This window comes from uncultured Tessaracoccus sp., from assembly GCF_947286155.1.
Lineage (GTDB): Bacteria > Actinomycetota > Actinomycetes > Propionibacteriales > Propionibacteriaceae > Arachnia.
Map to the genome: position 1 here is coordinate 1 of NZ_CAMYPD010000030.1, position 16,998 is coordinate 16,998.

The following is a 16,998-nucleotide window of genomic DNA, read 5'->3' on the forward strand; positions in this document are numbered from 1 at the left end:
CAGCATTCTTTATCGACGACGCCCGAGCGCGCCGCAGATGATTGAGTAGCGCCCGAAGGGCGCGTATCGAAATCATCCCAGCAGGTTTCGATACGCCCACTGCGTGGGCTACTCAACCACCGGCAACAACCAGGCCCCACCTCACGCGATGCCGGTGTGGAACCGGGTGAGCTTCAGCGAATGCTCGCCGTCTTCGGTGGCTGCTTCCTGGTGGGCGCCGTCGGCACCCCAGCCGCCGGAGATCAAGAACTCGTGCATGACGTCGTCGGTGGTGGGAACCCACATGGTGGCGACGGTAAATCCGTCGGTGCGTAGCGTGTCCACGGCGGCCTGCATGAGGCGGGATCCGTGGCCCTGCCCACGCGCGCCGGGGTCAACCACCAGTTCGGCGAGTTCGCCGTCGGTGGGGCTGGCGTCGGGATCATCCGATGGCTTGGTGACGGCGAACCCGACGATGCCCGCCTCGCCCAGCGCGACGAGCACCCGCATCGTGGCCAGTGGGGGACGGGTGATGGCCGCGTGCCACAGTTGGGTGGCCTGCTCGGCGCTGACCTCGTCGAGCATCACAGCGAGGTTGGGCTGTGTGTTCCAGACGCGACGTTGGATGCGCGCGACGTCGACAGCTTCGGCGGGCATGGCAAGACGGACCGTGTTGATCATGCGCACAGTCTATTGTCCGATAGCGTTGGGGGTATGACCGAACTGCGTACGCCACCGAAGCTGAAGCCCGGCACCCTGCGCGTCATCCCGCTTGGCGGGTTAGGCGATGTTGGCCGCAACATGACGGCCTTCGAGATCGACGGCGAGATCGCCCTCGTCGACTGTGGTGTGCTGTTCCCGGAGGACACGCATCCCGGCGTCGACCTCATCCTGCCCGGCCTTGATTACCTCAAGGATCGCCTCGACGACGTGGTGGCGCTGGTGCTCACCCACGGCCACGAGGACCACATCGGCGCCGTGCCCTACCTCCTGAAGATGCGCCCCGACATCCCCATCTACGGGTCGCGCCTGACGCTGGCCTTCGTCGCGGCAAAGCTGCGCGAGCATCGGTTGCGCAACTTTGAACTCATCGACGTGAAGGAAGGCGACGAGGTCCGCGTCGGCGGATACGAGTTCGAGTTCCTCGCGGTGAACCACTCCATCCCCGACGCGCTCGCAGTCGCCATCCGCACGAAGGCCGGAGTCGTGCTGCACACCGGCGACTTCAAGATGGACCAGCTGCCGCTCGACGGCCGCATCACAGACCTGCGCGGGTTTGCGCGGCTGGGCACGAAGGGCGTCGACCTGTTTCTCGTCGACTCCACGAACGCAGAAACCCCCGGATTCACGACGCACGAGGTGGACATCGAACCCGCGATGACCAGGGTGTTCGATCAGGCCAAGGGCAAGCTGATCGTCGCGTGCTTTGCCAGCCACGTGCACCGCGTGCAGCAGGTGCTCGACCAGGCGGTCTTGCACGGCCGCAAGGCGTGTTACGTGGGCCGCTCGATGGTGCGCAACATGTCCACCGCGCGTGATCTCGGCTACCTCAAGGTGCCGCCGGGCATCATGATCGACCTGAAAGACCTCTCCAACTACCGCGACGACGAAGTGGTGGTGATCTCGACAGGCTCCCAGGGGGAGCCGCTCGCCGCGCTCAGCCGAATCGCGAACCGTGAGCATCCGCACATCGAGGTGGGGGAGGGCGACACCGTCCTGCTCGCCAGCTCGCTGATTCCGGGCAACGAGAACTCGGTGTACCGCGTGATCAACGGGCTCACGAAGCTCGGCGCCAACGTCGTGCACAAGGGCAATGCGCTCGTGCACGTCTCCGGGCATGCGTCGGCGGGCGAGCTGCTGTACTGCTACAACATTCTCCGCCCCAAGAACGTGATGCCGGTGCACGGCGAGGTGCGGCACCTCGTCGCAAACGGCAACCTTGCGAAGAAGACCGGCGTCCCGGAAGAGAACGTAGTCATCGTCGAGGACGGCGGCGTCGTCGACCTGGCGAAGGGGAAGGCCAAGGTGGTCGGCAAAGTCGACGCGAGCTACATCTTCGTCGACGGCTCCACCGTCGGCGACGTGTCCGACGCCGTGAGCGACCGCCTGATTCTGGGCGAGGAAGGGTTCATCTCGATCATCACCGTCGTGAGCCTGCACAACAAGGAAGTGATCTCCGGGCCCATCATTAACGCCCGTGGTTTCGCTGAAGAAGACACCGTGTTCGACGCGGTGCATCTGCAGATTTACGACGCGCTCCAGGAAGCGATGCGCGATGGTGTCGAGGACACGCACCGACTCCAGCAGGTGGTGCGTCGCACGATCGGGCAGTGGGTTTCGAAGAAGCTCCGACGTCGACCCATGATCGTGCCCGTGGTGATCACGACCTAGGACGCCGCAGTTTGACCAGGTGCCGCCGAAGTCGTAGAGTAATCCCTCGGTGCATTGCCGGGTGTCGCTGTTGTGATGCCGGTGCACTGGTTAACGTGAAGTAAAGTTTCCAAGAAGGTAGGTCAGGCGTGTACGCAATCGTGCGCAACGGCGGACGCCAGCACAAGGTTGCTGTTGGCGACATCCTCGACATCGATCTGGTGTCCGAAGAGGTCGGCGGTACCGTCAACCTGCAGCCCCTGCTGCTCGTCGACGGTGACAAGATCACCTCCGACGCCAAGGGCCTTGACAAGGTTTCCGTCACCGCAGAGGTGCTCGGCGAAACCAAGGGTCCGAAGATCCGGATCATGAAGTACAAGAACAAGACCGGCTACAAGAAGCGCCTTGGCCACCGCCAGCGCTACACCCAGGTGAAGATCACCGGCATCGAGAGCTGAGGGAGTAAGAACAATGGCATCCAAGAAGGGCGTTTCCTCCACCCGTAACGGCCGCGACTCCAACGCGCAGCGCCTCGGCGTGAAGCGCTTCGGCGGCGAGGTCGTCGGCGCAGGTGAGATCATCGTGCGCCAGCGCGGCACCCAGTTCCACCCCGGCGACAACGTCGGCCGCGGTGGCGACGACACCCTCTTCGCACTCGCTGAGGGAAGCGTGCAGTTCGGCGTGAAGCGCGGCCGTCGCGTCGTGAGCGTCGTCTCCGCCTGACGAATCTGTTTCTAGCGCAAAGCGGTCCTTCGGGGCCGCTTTTCGTTTTCCTCCAAACGATAGGCTTGCCACCATGGCCATTCCCTCGTTCGTAGACCGTGTGCGGTTCACCGTCGCTGCCGGCAACGGCGGACACGGCTGTGCCTCCGTGAAGCGCGAAAAGTTCAAGCCACTCGGTGGCCCCGACGGCGGCAACGGCGGCAACGGAGGGTCTGTCATCCTGCGCGTCGACGGTGGCCTGCACACGCTGCTCGAATTTCACAGGCAGTCCATCCGTCGTGCGAGTAACGGGAACCCCGGGCAGGGCGACTTCAAGCACGGCGCTGCGGGGGAGGACATCGTGCTCAACGTGCCGAGCGGCACTGTTGTTACTGACGTCGCCACCGGCGAACAGCTGGCCGATCTCACCGAAGATGGGCAGGAGTTCATCGTCGCAGAGGGCGGGCGCGGTGGCCTCGGTAACGCCGCGCTGGCTTCGTCGACGCGGAAAGCTCCCGGCTTTGCGTTGCTGGGCGAAGAAGGCGAATCGAGAGAGATTCGTCTCGAACTCAAGGTGGTGGCCGACGTCGGCCTCGTTGGGTTCCCGTCGGCAGGAAAGTCGTCGCTTATCGCAGCCATCTCGAAGGCGCGGCCGAAGATCGCCGACTACCCGTTCACCACGCTTGTTCCCAACCTAGGCGTGGTGAGCGCTGGCGACGTGACGTACACCGTCGCCGATGTGCCAGGCCTGATCGAGGGAGCATCGCTTGGCAAGGGTCTCGGCTTCGATTTCTTGCGTCATATCGAGCGTTGTCAAGCGATCGTGCACGTCATTGACCTCGCCACCTATGAACCCGGGCGCGATCCGCTGAGCGACCTGGAAATCATCGAGGGCGAACTCACCGCGCACGGTGGGCTTGAGGATCGTCCGCGCCTCGTGGCGTTGAACAAGGTAGATCTGCCGGATGCCCCCGAGATGGCAGACATGGTGCGCCCGGAACTGGAAGCGGCCGGGCATCAGGTGTTCACCATCTCCACGAAGACCAGCGAAGGTCTCAACGAGTTGAAGTTCGCTATGGCCGCCATCGTCGAAGAGCGGCGTGCAGCGTTGCCGGAACCGGAGCCCAGGCCCGTCATTCGGCCCAAGGCAGTCGGGCGCAAGCGGGATAGCGTCGAGGAATTCACCATCGAGAAGAAGGGCGACGGCGAAGGCGGATTCCTGTGGCGTGTGCGCGGTGACAAGCCAGAACGCTGGATTCGGCAGACCGACTTCAACAACGCCGAGGCCGTCGGGTACCTCGCAGACCGTCTCAATCGTCTTGGCATCGAAGACAAGCTCCTGCAGCTCGGCGCCATCGCCGGCGATGCCGTGGCCATCGGCGGGGAGGACGCCGTCGTGTTTGATTTCGCCCCACAGGTCGAAACTGGCGCAGAAATTTTGAGCCGACGCGGTGAGGATCAGCGCTTCGACACCGAACGGCCCGCCGCCACCCGTCGCCGCCAGCGCAACGCGGAATACCATGCGGCGAAGGCCGCAGGCGTGGACTACGCGTTGGAAGGGATTGCAGACGACGATGAGGAGTGAGATCACCAACGCGCAGCGCATCGTCGTCAAGATTGGCTCCTCCTCTCTGACACATCCCGACGGCTCCCTCGACGAGGCACGCATCCAGACGCTCGCCACCGTGCTGGCCGGACTGCACAACGACGGCCGACGCGTCGTCGTCGTCACGTCGGGCGCCATCGCCGCAGCGCTGAAACCGCTGGGGCTACGCCGCCGCCCACGCGACTTGGAAACACAGCAGGCTGCCGCCGCAGTCGGGCAGGGGCTACTCATTCGCTCCTACAGCGACGCATTCGCGGCGCACGGGCTGACCGTCGCGCAGCTGCTGCTCACCGTCGAGGATGTGCTGAGCCCCACCACCTACCGCAACGCGCTGAATACGTTTTCCAGGTTGTTCCGGCTCGGCGTCGTACCGGTGGTGAACGAGAACGACACTACGGCAACCCATGAGGTCCGCTTCGGTGACAATGACCGTCTTGCCGCGCTCATCGCCCACCTGGTGCGCGCCGACGCGCTGGTGCTGCTGAGTGACGTCGACGGGCTCTACACAGCCCACCCCGAGACGCCGGGAGCGACGATGCTCAGCCGCGTCGAAGACGTGGCAGCCCTCGACGTCGACACCTCCCGCATCGGTTCGCGCGTGGGAACCGGCGGCATGCGCACGAAGCTGCAGTCCGCGGACATCGCGACGGGAGCAGGCGTTGCGGTGGTGCTCACGCACGCGAACAATCTTGCACAGGCGCTCGCCGGCGAGGCAGTCGGCACGCTGTTCACGCCGTCGGGGAAGCGACGCCCGAGGCGGCTACTGTGGCTCGCTCACGCGGCTCAACCACGAGGGCGAGTGCACGTGGACGCCGGTGCCGTCACCGCCATTACGAGGCAGCACGCATCGCTGCTGCCGGTGGGCGTCACGCACGTTGAGGGCGCCTTCGAGGAAGGTGATCCCATCGAGATCATCGGCCCCGACGACGGCGTCGTCGCCCGTGGATTCGCCGGCCACGGTTCGCACGAGCTGCTCGACGCGCTCAGCAACGGCGCCGCGGACGGGGCGCTAGGCATGCACGGGCCCGTCGTACACAGGGACCTGCTCATCCTGCTCTGACCTGGGCCCGGGCGCCCGAGCCGCTACGGAAACGTTACCGAAGTGAGACCCCCGACTCTGGTGCCGCTGCATTACAAGTTGTAGTATCAGAGGCAACGGAAACGTTTTAGTGAACCACTTCCGTGCGCCCCCACCTGCGGGGGTGGGACAACGTCGTCGAGAAAGGCACATACGAATGCACAATCTGAAGCGTGCGGTGGCGCTGCTGGCCGCCACCACCCTGGCCGTCGGCTCCCTGGCCGCATGTGGCGGCGATGCGGGAGGCTCCGACGGCGATGGGAAGGGCAAGGTGTATTTCCTCAACTGGAAGCCCGAGTCCGAGGATACCTACAAGGCCATCGCTAAGGCGTACACCGAGGCCACCGGTGTCGAGGTCAAGGTCCAGACCGCGGCATCGGGCACCTACGAACAGACCCTCAAGTCCGAGGTCACCAAGTCCAGCGCGCCGACACTGTTCAACATCAACGGTCCCGTCGGCCTGAAGAGCTGGCAGTCCTATGCGGCAGACCTCACCGATACCGCGTTCGCGAAGGACCTCACGGATCCCGGCCTGGCCCTGAAGGGTGAGGACGGCAAGATCTACGGCGTGCCACTGGCCGTCGAGGGCTACGGCATCATCTACAACAACGCCATCATGGACAAGTACTTCGCGCTGCCTGATGCCAAGGCCAAGTCCGTGGACGAGATCAAGGGCTTCGACAAGCTCAAGGAAGTCGCCGATGACATGCAGGCGAAGAAGGCCGATCTCGGCATCGATGGCGTGTTCGCGTCCACCTCGTTGTCCACCGGCGAGGGCTGGCGCTGGCAGACCCACCTCATGAATCTCCCCGTGCACTTCGAGTATGCCGACGATCAAGTCACCGACAAGGACGAGTTGGCCTTCAAGTATTCCGACCAGTATAAGAACCTCTTCGACCTCTACCTCACTGACTCCACGGTGGAGAAGACTCTCTCCCCGTCAAAGACGGTGACCGACTCGATGGCGGAGTTTGCCACTGGCAAGGCCGCGATGGTCCAGAACGGCAACTGGGCCTGGAGCCAGATCAAGGACGTGCAGGGCAACACCGTCAAGGAGGATGACATCAAGTTCCTCCCGATGTACGGCGGATACCCGGGCGAGGACAAGATGGGCATTGCCATCGGCACCGAGGCCTTCATGGCGATCAACGCCAAGGCGCCCGAGGCTGATCAGAAGGCCACCATCGACTTCGTCAACTGGTTGTTCTCCGATGAGAAGGGCAAGAAGCACGTCACGGAGGAACTCGGCTTCATCGCGCCATTCAAGTCCTTCGGCGATGCCGCCCCGAACGACCCGCTGGCCAAGGAGATCGCCCGCTACCTGGGCTCGGACATGACGCCGGTGCCGTGGGACTTCACCACCTTCCCGTCGCAGGCGTTCAAGGACAACTACGAGCAGCTTCTTGCGCAGTACGCATCCGGCAACATCCAGTGGGATGAGGTAGTGACCAAGGCCAAGGAGAGCTGGGCTGCCGAGAAGGCGGCAGTGAACGGCTGATCCGGTTCACCTCGATGCCAGGGGCGGAGCGGCCGGCCCGTTCCGCCCCCTGACAGGGCAGGCAATCATGGAACGATCCCTCAAGAAGTATTTCCCGCTGTTCGTGTTACCGACGTCGGTGGCGTTCCTCATCGCGTTTCTCGCGCCGTTCGCCATCGGCCTGTATCTCTCGTTCGCAGAGTTCACGACGATCAACGACGCCCAGTTCGTCGGCCTGAAGAACTACCAGCGAGCACTGGCCGAGAAGGACGGCTTCGTCGCATCCTTCGGATTCACGGTGCTCGTGGTCATCGTCTCGGTCATCACCGTGAACCTCTTCGCGTTCGCCATCGCCAAGCTCCTGACCCAGAAGCTGGCGGGCACCAACGTCTTCCGCACCATCTTCTTCATGCCGAACCTCATCGGTGGCATCGTGCTCGGTTACACCTGGCAGTCGATCATCAACGCGATCCTCGCGCAGTACGGCACCACGATCATCTCCAAATGGGAGTATGGGTTCGTCGGCCTGATCGTGCTGATCAACTGGCAGCAGGTGGGCTACATGATGGTCATCTACATCGCCGGTCTGCAGAACGTCCCGCCCGAGCTAACCGAGGCCGCAGCCATCGACGGCGCCGGCCGCTGGCAGGTGCTGCGCAACGTGACGATCCCCATGATCATGCCCACGATCACGATCTGTCTGTTCCTCACGCTGTCCAACTCGTTCAAGCTGTTCGACCAGAACCTGGCACTCACCAACGGCGCCCCGTTGCGGCAGACCGAGATGGTGGCGCTCAACATCTTCCAGACCATGTTCGGTCGTGTCGGCACTGAGGGTGTGGGTCAGGCGAAGGCGGTCCTGTTCGTGATCGTCGTCGTGATCATCGCTCTGTTCCAGCTCAACATCACCCGCAGCCGGGAGGTCGAGGCATGAGCCAGCACACCATCAAACGCAACCCGGTGGCCGTCGCCACGACATACGTGCTGCTCATCGCGCTCACCGTGGTGTTCCTCGGCCCGATCGTGTTCATCCTGCTCAACTCGTTCAAGCAGAAGTTCGCGATCAGTGCCAACCCGTTCGCAATCCCCCTGGGGGAGATGTGGGCCGGCCTCGAGAACTACGTCACAGGGCTCACACGGCAGGGTTTCCTGGGCGCGATCGGGTGGTCGTTCTTTATCACTATCGCCTCGGTGGCGGTCATCGTGTTCCTCTGCGCGATGCTCGCCTACTACATCACCCGAGTGAAGCGGTGGTGGACGTCGCTGATCTACTACCTGCTCGTGTTCTCAATGGTCATCCCCTTCCAGATGGTGATGTTCCCGACGGTGAAGCTCGCCGATATGCTGGGGCTGGCCAATCCACTGGGCATGGTGGTCCTCTACCTGGGCTTCGGCGCAGGTCTGTCGACGTTCATCTTCTCCGGTTTCGTGAAGTCGATTCCCGTCGAGATCGAGGAGGCCGCCTACATGGACGGCTGTTCCCCGGTGCAGAGCTATTTCCAGATCGTCTGGCCGATTCTGAAGCCGGTGAGCATCACCGTCGCGATCCTCAATGCCATGTGGATCTGGAACGACTACCTGCTGCCGTACCTCGTGATCGGCCTGTCGACGGAGTACAAGACGATCCCGGTCGTGGTGCAGCAATTCGTTGGCTCCAACGGCAACCGTGACATGGGGGCAATGATGGCCATGCTGGTGCTTGCGATCATCCCGATCATCGTCTTCTACATGTTTGCTCAGAAGCACATCATCGAAGGCGTAGTCGCGGGATCGGTAAAGGGGTGAGCTCTTGACCTCCCGGGTCACCATCAAAGACATCGCCAGGGAGGCCGGCGTCGGATTGACCTCGGTCTCCCGGGCGCTCAACGATCAACCGGGCCTGTCCGACGAGACTCGCGCACGCATCCTCGAGGTCGCGAAACGTCTGGACTTCACCCCGAACCCCCATGCCAGGTCGTTGAAGGTCAAGCAGAATCCGCGGGCCATCTCAGCGCTGATGAAGGGCCCCACCAATCCGATGTTCCAGGCATTGGGAGACCATCTGGAGACGCTCATCCGTCAGCACGGATTCACCTTCGAGACGGTTCGTGTGCCCCACACCGCAGATGAGTACGCGAGCGCCGGACGTGTCGTCGAGATCGACAAACCGGCCGGGCTGCTTCTACTGGGCGGGACGGTCAACCCGTCACCGGCACAGGTCAACTCGATCACGCTGCCGTTCGTGCTGCTCACCACGCCCCGGCTCGAAGGGGTTGACGAGGCCACCTACAGCTCTGTGCGTGTCGACGACGAGGCCGCAGTGGCACTGCAGGTGCAGTCGTTGGTAGATCTGGGACACCGGCGCATCGCCTACGTCGGTATGCCGCCGGAAGAACACTCCGCCGGAGCCGTGCGGCTGCAGGCCTTCGTGCGTGCAATGGAGCGGGTGGGGCTGCCCTGCGGACCGGAGCTGCAGCTGTATGAGGAGACCGACCGTTCGCAGTACTACACCTTCGACTACGGACATCGGCTCACATCTGAGCTGCTCGAGCGTGGTACCGACGCCACCGCCATCTGTGCTGCCTCGGACACGATCGCGCTCGGGGCACACAAGGCGATCACGGAGCGGGGGCTCAAGATCCCCGAGGACTTCGCCGTCGTCGGATTCGATGGGATCGAGCAGTCCTGCTGGGTCCACCCGGAGCTGGCGACGATCGCGCAACCGCTGCAGGACATGGCCGCCACGGCGTGCGATCTGCTGTTCGCGCAGATCGACCACGGCCAGTCGCATCGCCATGTCGTCGTACCGGCACCGCTGGTGCGCAACGCATCACTCGGCCCGGTCAGATGAGATCCAGGCTCGGCCCCGATTCGCCACTGGCGCAGGCTATCTCCCAGTTCGCCGATGCTGTGGTGCTGAACCTGCTGTTTCTGGTGTGCTGCCTTCCGGTGGTCACGGCAGGCGCGGCGTGGACGGCCATGCAAGCCACGATGGTGGAGGTGGCGCGCGAGCAAGGGCCGAGGGTGTCGCGTCGTTTCTGGCAGCATCTGTGCACGAGCTGGCGGGGTGCGACACTGGCATGGCTCCTCGTGCTGGCACTCACCGTGCTGCTCGTGTGGGAGTATGGGGTCCTCGGGCAGTTTCCACAGTCGAGGGCGATCATCGTCGTCCAGGCGCTCGTGGTCACAGGGCTGCTCGTCGTGGCGCTGTGGGCGTGGTGGTTGTTTCCGCTTATCGGGGAGGGCATGTCACTTGGGCGCGCGGTCCGGTTGGCGTTGGTGCTGGCCTTCGTTCGGCTGCCGAGGGGGGTCGTCGGGCTGGCAGCAGCCGGGGTGCCGCTGTTGCTACTGTGGCTCGTCGACGGCGGGTGGCGCTTCGTGCTGCCCCTGATGTTCGTGGTGGGGTTTGCTCTGCTCGCGTTCGTCAACGCGGTGCTGCTCGCTCGAGCGCTCCCATCGGCAACTGCGTGATCGGTTGTGTCGCCAGTGCCCACACGGCCCCTCCCACCGCGAGCCCGCCGATCGCTGTCATCGCCACAGGCAGGGAACATGTGAGCAGCATCGCCGAGATGGCCAGCGGGCCTGAGAGCTGACTCGCCTGGGAGAACATCGCCCAGATACTCAAGAACTTCGCCCGTCCGATGGGCGGGCTCAGATCCGCACCGATGGTCATGTTGATGCCCGCGCCCAGGCCGTTGCCGATGCTCATCACGACGACAGCCACGACGAATCCCTGGCCGGTATTGGTGACGGGCGCGAGGATGAATCCCAGGCCGTAGATCGTGAGACATGCAGCGAGGACGGGGGAGCGACCCAACTGGTCCTTCAGGTAGCCACCGGGAAACATCAGTACCAACTCGACTGCGGCTCCCACTGCTACGATTAGGGAGATCTGGGACTCGTGCCAGCCCAGATGGGAGCCCCACAAGGCGATGAGGATCGGCTGCGCCACGCGTGCCGCGGCAAGGGTGAGGATCGAGATGCCGGCGAACCAGACGGCCTTCCAACGCACCCCCTCGGCCCGCTGCTGAGGCGCATTCGCCGTTGTCGCACGTCGCGCGGTGGCGTCGAAGGCCGCATTCAGGCGTCTCACATACAGCAGCGCCGTGGCCGCGACAGCCATCAGCACCGCGAACAGAAACACCGACCACATGGGGAATAACGCAAGCAGCGCCGCGCCGCACATGGGGCCGACAAGGTTGCCGGCCCGCATCGTCCCGCCGAGGGCGGTCATGGCACGGCCACGCTCCAACGAGGGGAGCGCGTCGGCAACCACGGCCTGCCTGGCGAGGCTCCACGCCACCCCGGCGGGGGAGCGCAGCACGAAGGCCGCAATGTAGAGCACCAGCGACCAGCGGGTCGGCCACGCCAGCGCCATCACCGTCACCAGCAGCAGGGCGCCGGCCACGGTGGTCGCCAGTGCCATCGCGCGGCGGTCGCCCACACGGTCGATGAAGACCCCGACGGGGACCGTGGAGGCGAGCGCAGCAGCACCCGAGATGGCCACGAGTGCGCTGGCCAGTGCCTCGCTGGCGCCGAGCTGGAGGGCTGCGAGGACCAGCAGGGGCATCGTTGCCCCGGTGCCAACCGCGAACAGGAAGGACGGCGCCAGCACGGGCCAGAAGATGAGTCGGTACATGGGTCTCCTTCCGTCAGCCGGTTCAGCCTAGCTGCCGTAGCGTTGCCGTCGGTGGACGTCCTGACCCTGGACAGCGCCCTGCCGGAGCAGAGACCGCAATAGACTCGGACGCATGACGTTCCAAGACCAGGGCTTGGCGGCCCGTCGCGCCTCGTTCTCGCTTGCCACGCTCGATCGCGCATCGAAGGATGCCGCGCTGCACGAGATGGCCGACGCCCTCCTCGACGCCAAGCAGGAACTGCTCGACGCCAACGCCCGCGACGTGGACCGCGCCAGGCAACAGGGCACAGCCCAAGCGATGCTGGACCGACTCTCGTTGTCAGATGCCCGCATCGACGCGATGGTCGCCGGACTGCGGCAACTCGCCGCACTTCCAGATCCAGTGGGCGACGTGGTGCGCGGCTGGAGGCTGCCGAACGGCGTGAGCGTCAGCCAGGTGCGCGTACCGCTGGGTGTGCTCGGCATCATTTATGAGGCGCGTCCGAACGTCACTGCCGACGCCGCGGGCATCGCGCTGAAGTCCGGCAACGCGGTGCTGCTGCGAGGTTCCAGCTCGGCGCTCGAATCGAACCGTGTCACCGTGGCGGCACTTCGACGGGGTCTCGAGGCCGCGGGGATCACCCCGGACGCGGTGCACCTCGTCGAAGGCAGCCGCGAGATCACGTCGGAGATGATGACGGCGAGAGGCATCGTCGACGTGCTGATTCCGCGCGGGGGAGCGGGCCTCATTAACGCCGTCGTTGAGGATGCGACGGTGCCCGTCATCGCAACAGGAACGGGCAATTGCCACCTCTACGTCGATGCCGCAGCCGACCAGCGCATGGCGCTCGAGATCCTCCTCAACGCCAAGACCCAGCGCCCCAGCGTCTGCAATGCCGTCGAGACGCTGCTCGTCCACGCGGACATCGCCGACGAATTCCTCCCCACCGCACTCACGGCACTGGCCGATGCTGACGTCACGGTGCACGGCGGTGAGGAAGTGCGTGGGTACTCTTCCGACGTCGTCCCCGCCACCGATGAGGACTTCGACACCGAATACCTCGCGCTCGACATCGCGGTGAAGGTGGTAGGAAGCGTCGACGAGGCCGTCGAGCATATCCGCGACCACACCACGGGCCACTCGGAGACGATCGTTTCTGAATCTCGACGCGCAATCGCGGCCTTCGTCGGTGGCGTCGATGCTGCTGCGGTGTTGGTGAATGCGTCGAGCCGATTCGTCGACGGCGGCGAGTTCGGCTTTGGCGCTGAGATCGGCATCTCGACGCAGAAACTGCACGCACGGGGACCGATGGCGCTGCCGGAGATGACTTCGACGAAGTACATCGTCGAAGGATCAGGGCAAATCCGCTCGTGATTCGATAGTGTGCTGCCCATGAATCTTGTGCTGCTCGAAGCTTCGACCGAAGGTCTACCTCCCGTGCTGGCAGGCCTGGCTGCATTTGTTGCGTTGCTGAGCGCCCTCATTTGGGTGATCGGCATGGGTTCTGGGCGCCCGAACTCGAAGTGACATCAACCGAACTCGGCATCGCTCGCAGTGAGCGGTCCCGCCGCTATCGCCTGGGCGTGATGGGTGGAACGTTCGATCCCATCCACCACGGCCACCTCGTGGCCGCATCCGAGGTCGCAGCGCGCTTCAGCCTCGACGAGGTGGTGTTCGTCCCCACCGGCATCCCTTGGCAGAAGGCCGACCGCCAAGTCTCGCTGGCCGAAGACCGCTATCTCATGACGGTGATCGCGACGGCATCCAACCCGCAGTTCTCCGTGTCCCGGGTGGATATCGACCGTGAGGGCAACACGTACACCGTCGACACGCTGAAAGACCTCCGCGCCGAACGCGGCGACGACGTCGACTACTTCTTCATCACCGGCGCCGATGCGGTTCGGCAGATTCTCACCTGGCGCGGCGCCGACGAGCTGTTCGACCTCGCGCACTTCGTGGGCGTGACACGGCCCGGCGTCCCTCTGACGAAGAAGGATCTCAGCCACCTTCCCCTCAATTCCGTCACGCTGCTGGAGGTGCCCGCGCTGGCGATCTCGTCGACGGATTGCCGCGAGCGCACCCAGCAGGGGATGCCCATTTGGTATCTCGTGCCGGACGGTATCGTGCAGTACATCGCCAAGCGCGGTTTGTATCCCGCCCCCGACTCTGGAGTTCCCCGTGACAGCCACTGATGAAGCATTGGCCCTCACCCGCACTGCGGCGCTGGCCGCGTCGAAGAAATCCGGTGAGAACATCGTCGCGTTCGATGTGAGCGAGCAACTCAGCATCACCGACGTGTTCCTCATCATCTCGGCGGGCAACGAGCGCCTCGTCGGGGCCCTCGTGGATGCGGTGGAGGAAGCGCTGCTGAAGGATGGGCGCAAGCCGGTGCGGCGCGAAGGCGACAGGGAGAACCGTTGGGTGCTGCTCGACTACGTCGACGTCGTCATCCATATCCAGCACGACGAGGAACGCACCCTCTACAACCTTGAACGGCTGTGGAAGGACTGCCCGACGATCAACCTAGAACTGCCGCAACCGTGACCCGCATCATCATGCTGCGCCACGGCGAGACGCTGTGGAACCGCGAAGGAAAGATGCAAGGCCAAGCCGACGTCGAGTTGAGCGAGCATGGCCGCGAACAGGCTCGGGAGGTTGCCGCCGAGCTCACCCAGTATGCGTTCGACGTGGTGTGGTCGTCGCCGCTGTCACGGGCGCTCGAAACCGCTCGCACGGTTGCCTCCGTGCAGGGCTTGGACGTTCATGTCGATGCCCGACTCGGCGAGATCGACATGGGCGATTGGGCAGGCAAAACCTGGGCGGAGGTGTCGAAGACGCACCCAGAGAGGGTTGAGCGGTTGCGCGCGGGAGAGGATTTCCGTCGCTCGGAATCAGGGGAGACCGCCGAAGAGATGGCCCGACGAGGCACCCGCGCGCTGCACAATATCGCGGCCAAGCACCCCGACCAGACGGTGCTCGTGGCCACGCATGGGTTCTTTACGCGCGTGACGGTGGCATCGCTGCTGGAGCTGCCAGGCCTTGGTCGGGGGCTCGGCACACTGGGTAATGCCCATTGGGCCGAGCTGCGTCACGACGATGCAGGCTGGACGCTGTTGGGGTATAACCTCGGTGGCGCGCAACCGCACGGCATGTAGGTGAGTACTGCGCGAGCGAGAGCGAAACGTGAGAGAGTGGGACAAACAGCTCCAGAGGAGGAGTCGGCGGTGAAGCTGAGGCTAGGTACACGAGGCACAGACCTCGCGATGGCGCGTACCAATCAGGTGGCGGAGAGTTTGCGCGAGCTCGGGCACGACGTCGAAGTGGTGTCGGTTACCAGCGCGGAACCCGACGCGAACCACATGCACGACGGGCGGTCGTTCCAGGGCGGCTTTGCGGCAGAACTGCGCACGGCCCTTCGCGAGGGGCAAGTGGATGCCGTCGTCCACTCCACCAAGGACATCCCCATCGGTGAACAGCGTCAGTCGGACCTCGTGATCGCCGCAGTGCCTGCTCGCGACGACTGGCGCGACGCTCTGATCTCCCAGAACCGCATGCCTCTTGCTGCGCTGCCGTCTCGCGCCCGCATCGGTGTGACGTCGTTGCGACGTATCGCGCAGATCCGCAGGCTGCGCCCCGATCTCACCTTCGTTGATGTCGGCGGCACGATGGAGGAACGCATCTCCCGTGTGCAGCCGGGTGACCTCGACGCGCTGGTGCTGTCCGCGTCGGCCCTCGAGCGCACGGGCAAAACTGAGATGGTGACGGAGTATCTTCCGATTCTCCCAGCGCCGGGTCAGGGCGCGAAGTCCATCGAGTGCCGTGTTGGTGATACCGATGTCATCGAGGCGCTCGGCGGGATCGAAGACCTCGAGACGCGTATCTGCGTGGCTGCCGAGCGTGACCTCATGTACCGGCTGGGTGCCAACTATCGGATGCCGGTGGCCGCGCTGGTTTCGCGCAAGGCGATCCTCAACTTCAAAGCGTGTGTGACGAGCGTCGATGGATCCGAACACCTGCAGCTCGAGATCGGCATGCCCACGTCGTTGTTGCACGCGAAGCGAGCCGGCACGCGGCTGGCGGACGCGTTCTTGGAGCGCGACGTCATGCGCTTCATCAACGAGGAAGCGCTCGCGAACGTGAAGTTCACGAAGGAACACGACGACGAGACCGGCACGCTCGACGAGAAGGGGCCCGACGCGCCCCACCTGCTGCTGCCTCGCCAGGAGGGGCTCATGTCTCGCTCCATCCGCGAGCAGGGCGTGAACGTCGATACGGCCCCGTTGCAGATTGCCGAGCTGCTCCCGAACGCAGAGAATCGTTTCGATGGAGCCGACTGGTTGGTGTTCCCGACGGCGCACACCATCTGGGCGGTGCGTGAGTTGGGTTGGAAATTGCCCGAGGGCGCCAAGGTGGCGGCGCTTGGCACCACCACTCGCGAGATGCTCGAAGACTACGGTGTGCACGTCACGCTGTCCCCGGAAGGCACTGCCAGCACGCCGAACCTCATCGCTATGTTCCCGGAGGGTTCGGGCCGCGTTGTGGTGCCTTGCGCTGACGACCTCAGCAACCGGATCGCCGAGGGCTTGGGGGAGCGAGGCTACGAGGTGATCCGCATGCCGGTGTACCGCATGCGCGACATCGACGAGGTGGCCGAATGGGTGCTGGAAGGCTGGAACAACGGCCGCTACGACGCGGTGCTGCTCACCTCGCCCGTCGTGGCGCAGAGCTTCCTCAACCTGATGCCGCGCAACGAGCAGGTGGCCGTATTCGCCTGGGACGACGATTCCGCCAAGGTGCTTCGCGACGGTGGTGTCGAGCCAGCGATGGTGGCACCGTCGAAGGACAATCAGGGCGTGCTCGCCGTAGCGGAGAAACTCAAGGAGATTACGGGCAAGTAGTCATGCGGTGCTGAACACCGATTCGCCTGGGGAAGGGAACTGCACGGCTTCGAGCCAGCGTCGGCGCTGCTCCGCGCTTGGCGGTGGCTCGTCGGCATCCGTGGGGTCCGCGTGGATGATCATGGCTTGCGCCACCGCGCGTTCACGATCAGAAAGCGCTCGGGGCATCAATACGGCGGTGTCCATCTCTTGTGCGGATCTGGCGGAGTGAGCACGAGAGTTGACCTATGCGCGCATCTGCGCAACTTTAGTGGCGAGGCGTTTGGCTTGGGTTGTTTACCATCAAACGC

The 16,998-nt window shown here is 64.3% G+C and carries 18 protein-coding genes and 1 pseudogene; 16 read left to right on the forward strand and 3 right to left on the reverse strand.

What is annotated here, in order from left to right; translation table 11 throughout:
- Positions 1-141: 141 nt before the first annotated feature.
- On the reverse strand, positions 142-660 hold the full coding sequence (locus Q0X68_RS08605) for a GNAT family N-acetyltransferase (protein WP_297750321.1): 519 nt from the start codon (positions 658-660) through the stop codon (positions 142-144).
- Between the two features lie 33 nt (positions 661-693).
- On the opposite strand from Q0X68_RS08605, the gene Q0X68_RS08610 reads away from it, so the two are divergent.
- The 10 genes and pseudogenes from Q0X68_RS08610 to Q0X68_RS08655 all read left to right on the forward strand — a co-directional run bounded on the left by Q0X68_RS08610 (position 694) and on the right by Q0X68_RS08655 (position 10,662).
- Entirely contained in the window at positions 694-2,370 is a 1,677-nt protein-coding gene (locus Q0X68_RS08610) for a ribonuclease J (RefSeq protein WP_297750324.1), read from the forward strand.
- A 128-nt stretch (positions 2,371-2,498) separates the two neighbouring features.
- Positions 2,499-2,807: a 50S ribosomal protein L21 gene (rplU, locus tag Q0X68_RS08615; RefSeq protein WP_108871754.1), complete on the forward strand. Its 309-nt coding sequence runs from the start codon at positions 2,499-2,501 to the stop codon at positions 2,805-2,807.
- 13 nt (positions 2,808-2,820) lie between these two features.
- Positions 2,821-3,072: a 50S ribosomal protein L27 gene (rpmA, locus tag Q0X68_RS08620; protein WP_108871755.1), complete on the forward strand. Its 252-nt coding sequence runs from the start codon at positions 2,821-2,823 to the stop codon at positions 3,070-3,072.
- Positions 3,073-3,145: 73 nt separating this feature from the next.
- Positions 3,146-4,582: pseudogene (obgE, locus tag Q0X68_RS08625) on the forward strand (GTPase ObgE); the annotation flags it as partial.
- Between the two features lie 43 nt (positions 4,583-4,625).
- The gene (gene proB / locus Q0X68_RS08630; RefSeq protein WP_297750326.1) at positions 4,626-5,717 is read left to right on the forward strand and encodes a glutamate 5-kinase; all 1,092 of its coding nucleotides are present in this window, start codon (positions 4,626-4,628) and stop codon (positions 5,715-5,717) included.
- A gap of 175 nt (positions 5,718-5,892) precedes the next feature.
- Positions 5,893-7,233, forward strand: a complete 1,341-nt coding sequence (locus Q0X68_RS08635) for an ABC transporter substrate-binding protein (protein WP_297750329.1) — start codon at positions 5,893-5,895, stop codon at positions 7,231-7,233.
- A gap of 67 nt (positions 7,234-7,300) precedes the next feature.
- The gene (locus Q0X68_RS08640) at positions 7,301-8,146 is read left to right on the forward strand and encodes a carbohydrate ABC transporter permease (RefSeq protein ID WP_297750332.1); all 846 of its coding nucleotides are present in this window, start codon (positions 7,301-7,303) and stop codon (positions 8,144-8,146) included.
- Positions 8,143-8,997, forward strand: coding sequence for a carbohydrate ABC transporter permease (locus tag Q0X68_RS08645; RefSeq protein WP_108871760.1), 855 nt, complete (start codon positions 8,143-8,145; stop codon positions 8,995-8,997). Before Q0X68_RS08640 ends, Q0X68_RS08645 begins: the two co-directional genes overlap by 4 nt.
- A 4-nt stretch (positions 8,998-9,001) precedes the next feature.
- The gene (locus Q0X68_RS08650; RefSeq protein ID WP_297750337.1) at positions 9,002-10,042 is read left to right on the forward strand and encodes a LacI family DNA-binding transcriptional regulator; all 1,041 of its coding nucleotides are present in this window, start codon (positions 9,002-9,004) and stop codon (positions 10,040-10,042) included.
- Entirely contained in the window at positions 10,039-10,662 is a 624-nt protein-coding gene (locus Q0X68_RS08655) for a YesL family protein (RefSeq protein ID WP_297750339.1), read from the forward strand. The genes Q0X68_RS08650 and Q0X68_RS08655 overlap by 4 nt, the downstream gene beginning before the upstream one ends.
- Here Q0X68_RS08655 and Q0X68_RS08660 read toward each other — a convergent pair.
- The gene (locus tag Q0X68_RS08660) at positions 10,616-11,830 is read right to left on the reverse strand and encodes an MFS transporter (RefSeq protein WP_297750343.1); all 1,215 of its coding nucleotides are present in this window, start codon (positions 11,828-11,830) and stop codon (positions 10,616-10,618) included. The two genes, Q0X68_RS08655 and Q0X68_RS08660, sit on opposite strands and share 47 nt — an antisense overlap.
- Before the next feature lie 112 nt (positions 11,831-11,942).
- Between Q0X68_RS08660 and Q0X68_RS08665 the strand changes: the two genes are divergently transcribed.
- The 6 genes from Q0X68_RS08665 (at position 11,943) to hemC (ending at position 16,708) form a co-directional block, all read left to right on the forward strand.
- Positions 11,943-13,184 (forward strand): glutamate-5-semialdehyde dehydrogenase, encoded by a 1,242-nt coding sequence (locus tag Q0X68_RS08665; RefSeq protein WP_297750346.1) that lies wholly within the window; start codon positions 11,943-11,945, stop codon positions 13,182-13,184.
- An 18-nt stretch (positions 13,185-13,202) separates the two neighbouring features.
- Complete coding sequence (locus tag Q0X68_RS08670) at positions 13,203-13,337, forward strand: hypothetical protein (protein WP_269458782.1); 135 nt, start codon at positions 13,203-13,205, stop codon at positions 13,335-13,337.
- A complete protein-coding gene (gene nadD / locus Q0X68_RS08675) occupies positions 13,334-14,002 on the forward strand; it encodes a nicotinate-nucleotide adenylyltransferase (RefSeq protein ID WP_108871765.1) in 669 nt (222 codons plus the stop codon). The genes Q0X68_RS08670 and nadD overlap by 4 nt, the downstream gene beginning before the upstream one ends.
- Positions 13,989-14,354, forward strand: a complete 366-nt coding sequence (rsfS, locus tag Q0X68_RS08680; protein WP_297750354.1) for a ribosome silencing factor — start codon at positions 13,989-13,991, stop codon at positions 14,352-14,354. The genes nadD and rsfS overlap by 14 nt, the downstream gene beginning before the upstream one ends.
- Entirely contained in the window at positions 14,351-14,965 is a 615-nt protein-coding gene (locus Q0X68_RS08685; protein WP_297750358.1) for a histidine phosphatase family protein, read from the forward strand. Before rsfS ends, Q0X68_RS08685 begins: the two co-directional genes overlap by 4 nt.
- Positions 14,966-15,034: 69 nt before the next feature.
- Positions 15,035-16,708 (forward strand): hydroxymethylbilane synthase, encoded by a 1,674-nt coding sequence (hemC, locus tag Q0X68_RS08690; RefSeq protein ID WP_297750360.1) that lies wholly within the window; start codon positions 15,035-15,037, stop codon positions 16,706-16,708.
- Here the strand turns inward: hemC and Q0X68_RS08695 are convergent, their stop codons facing one another.
- On the reverse strand, positions 16,709-16,831 hold the full coding sequence (locus tag Q0X68_RS08695; protein WP_297750363.1) for a hypothetical protein: 123 nt from the start codon (positions 16,829-16,831) through the stop codon (positions 16,709-16,711).
- Positions 16,832-16,998 lie beyond the last annotated feature (167 nt).

Coding starts and splice junctions, on each gene's coding strand:
- Q0X68_RS08605 (WP_297750321.1), bottom strand. CDS start 660: ATGATCAACACGGTCCGTCTTGCCATGCCCGCCGAAGCTGTCGACGTC.
- Q0X68_RS08610 (WP_297750324.1), top strand. CDS start 694: ATGACCGAACTGCGTACGCCACCGAAGCTGAAGCCCGGCACCCTGCGC.
- rpmA (WP_108871755.1), top strand. CDS start 2,821: ATGGCATCCAAGAAGGGCGTTTCCTCCACCCGTAACGGCCGCGACTCC.
- proB (WP_297750326.1), top strand. CDS start 4,626: ATGAGGAGTGAGATCACCAACGCGCAGCGCATCGTCGTCAAGATTGGC.
- Q0X68_RS08635 (WP_297750329.1), top strand. CDS start 5,893: ATGCACAATCTGAAGCGTGCGGTGGCGCTGCTGGCCGCCACCACCCTG.
- Q0X68_RS08640 (WP_297750332.1), top strand. CDS start 7,301: ATGGAACGATCCCTCAAGAAGTATTTCCCGCTGTTCGTGTTACCGACG.
- Q0X68_RS08645 (WP_108871760.1), top strand. CDS start 8,143: ATGAGCCAGCACACCATCAAACGCAACCCGGTGGCCGTCGCCACGACA.
- Q0X68_RS08655 (WP_297750339.1), top strand. CDS start 10,039: ATGAGATCCAGGCTCGGCCCCGATTCGCCACTGGCGCAGGCTATCTCC.
- Q0X68_RS08660 (WP_297750343.1), bottom strand. CDS start 11,830: ATGTACCGACTCATCTTCTGGCCCGTGCTGGCGCCGTCCTTCCTGTTC.
- Q0X68_RS08665 (WP_297750346.1), top strand. CDS start 11,943: ATGACGTTCCAAGACCAGGGCTTGGCGGCCCGTCGCGCCTCGTTCTCG.
- Q0X68_RS08670 (WP_269458782.1), top strand. CDS start 13,203: ATGAATCTTGTGCTGCTCGAAGCTTCGACCGAAGGTCTACCTCCCGTG.
- Q0X68_RS08695 (WP_297750363.1), bottom strand. CDS start 16,831: ATGATCATCCACGCGGACCCCACGGATGCCGACGAGCCACCGCCAAGC.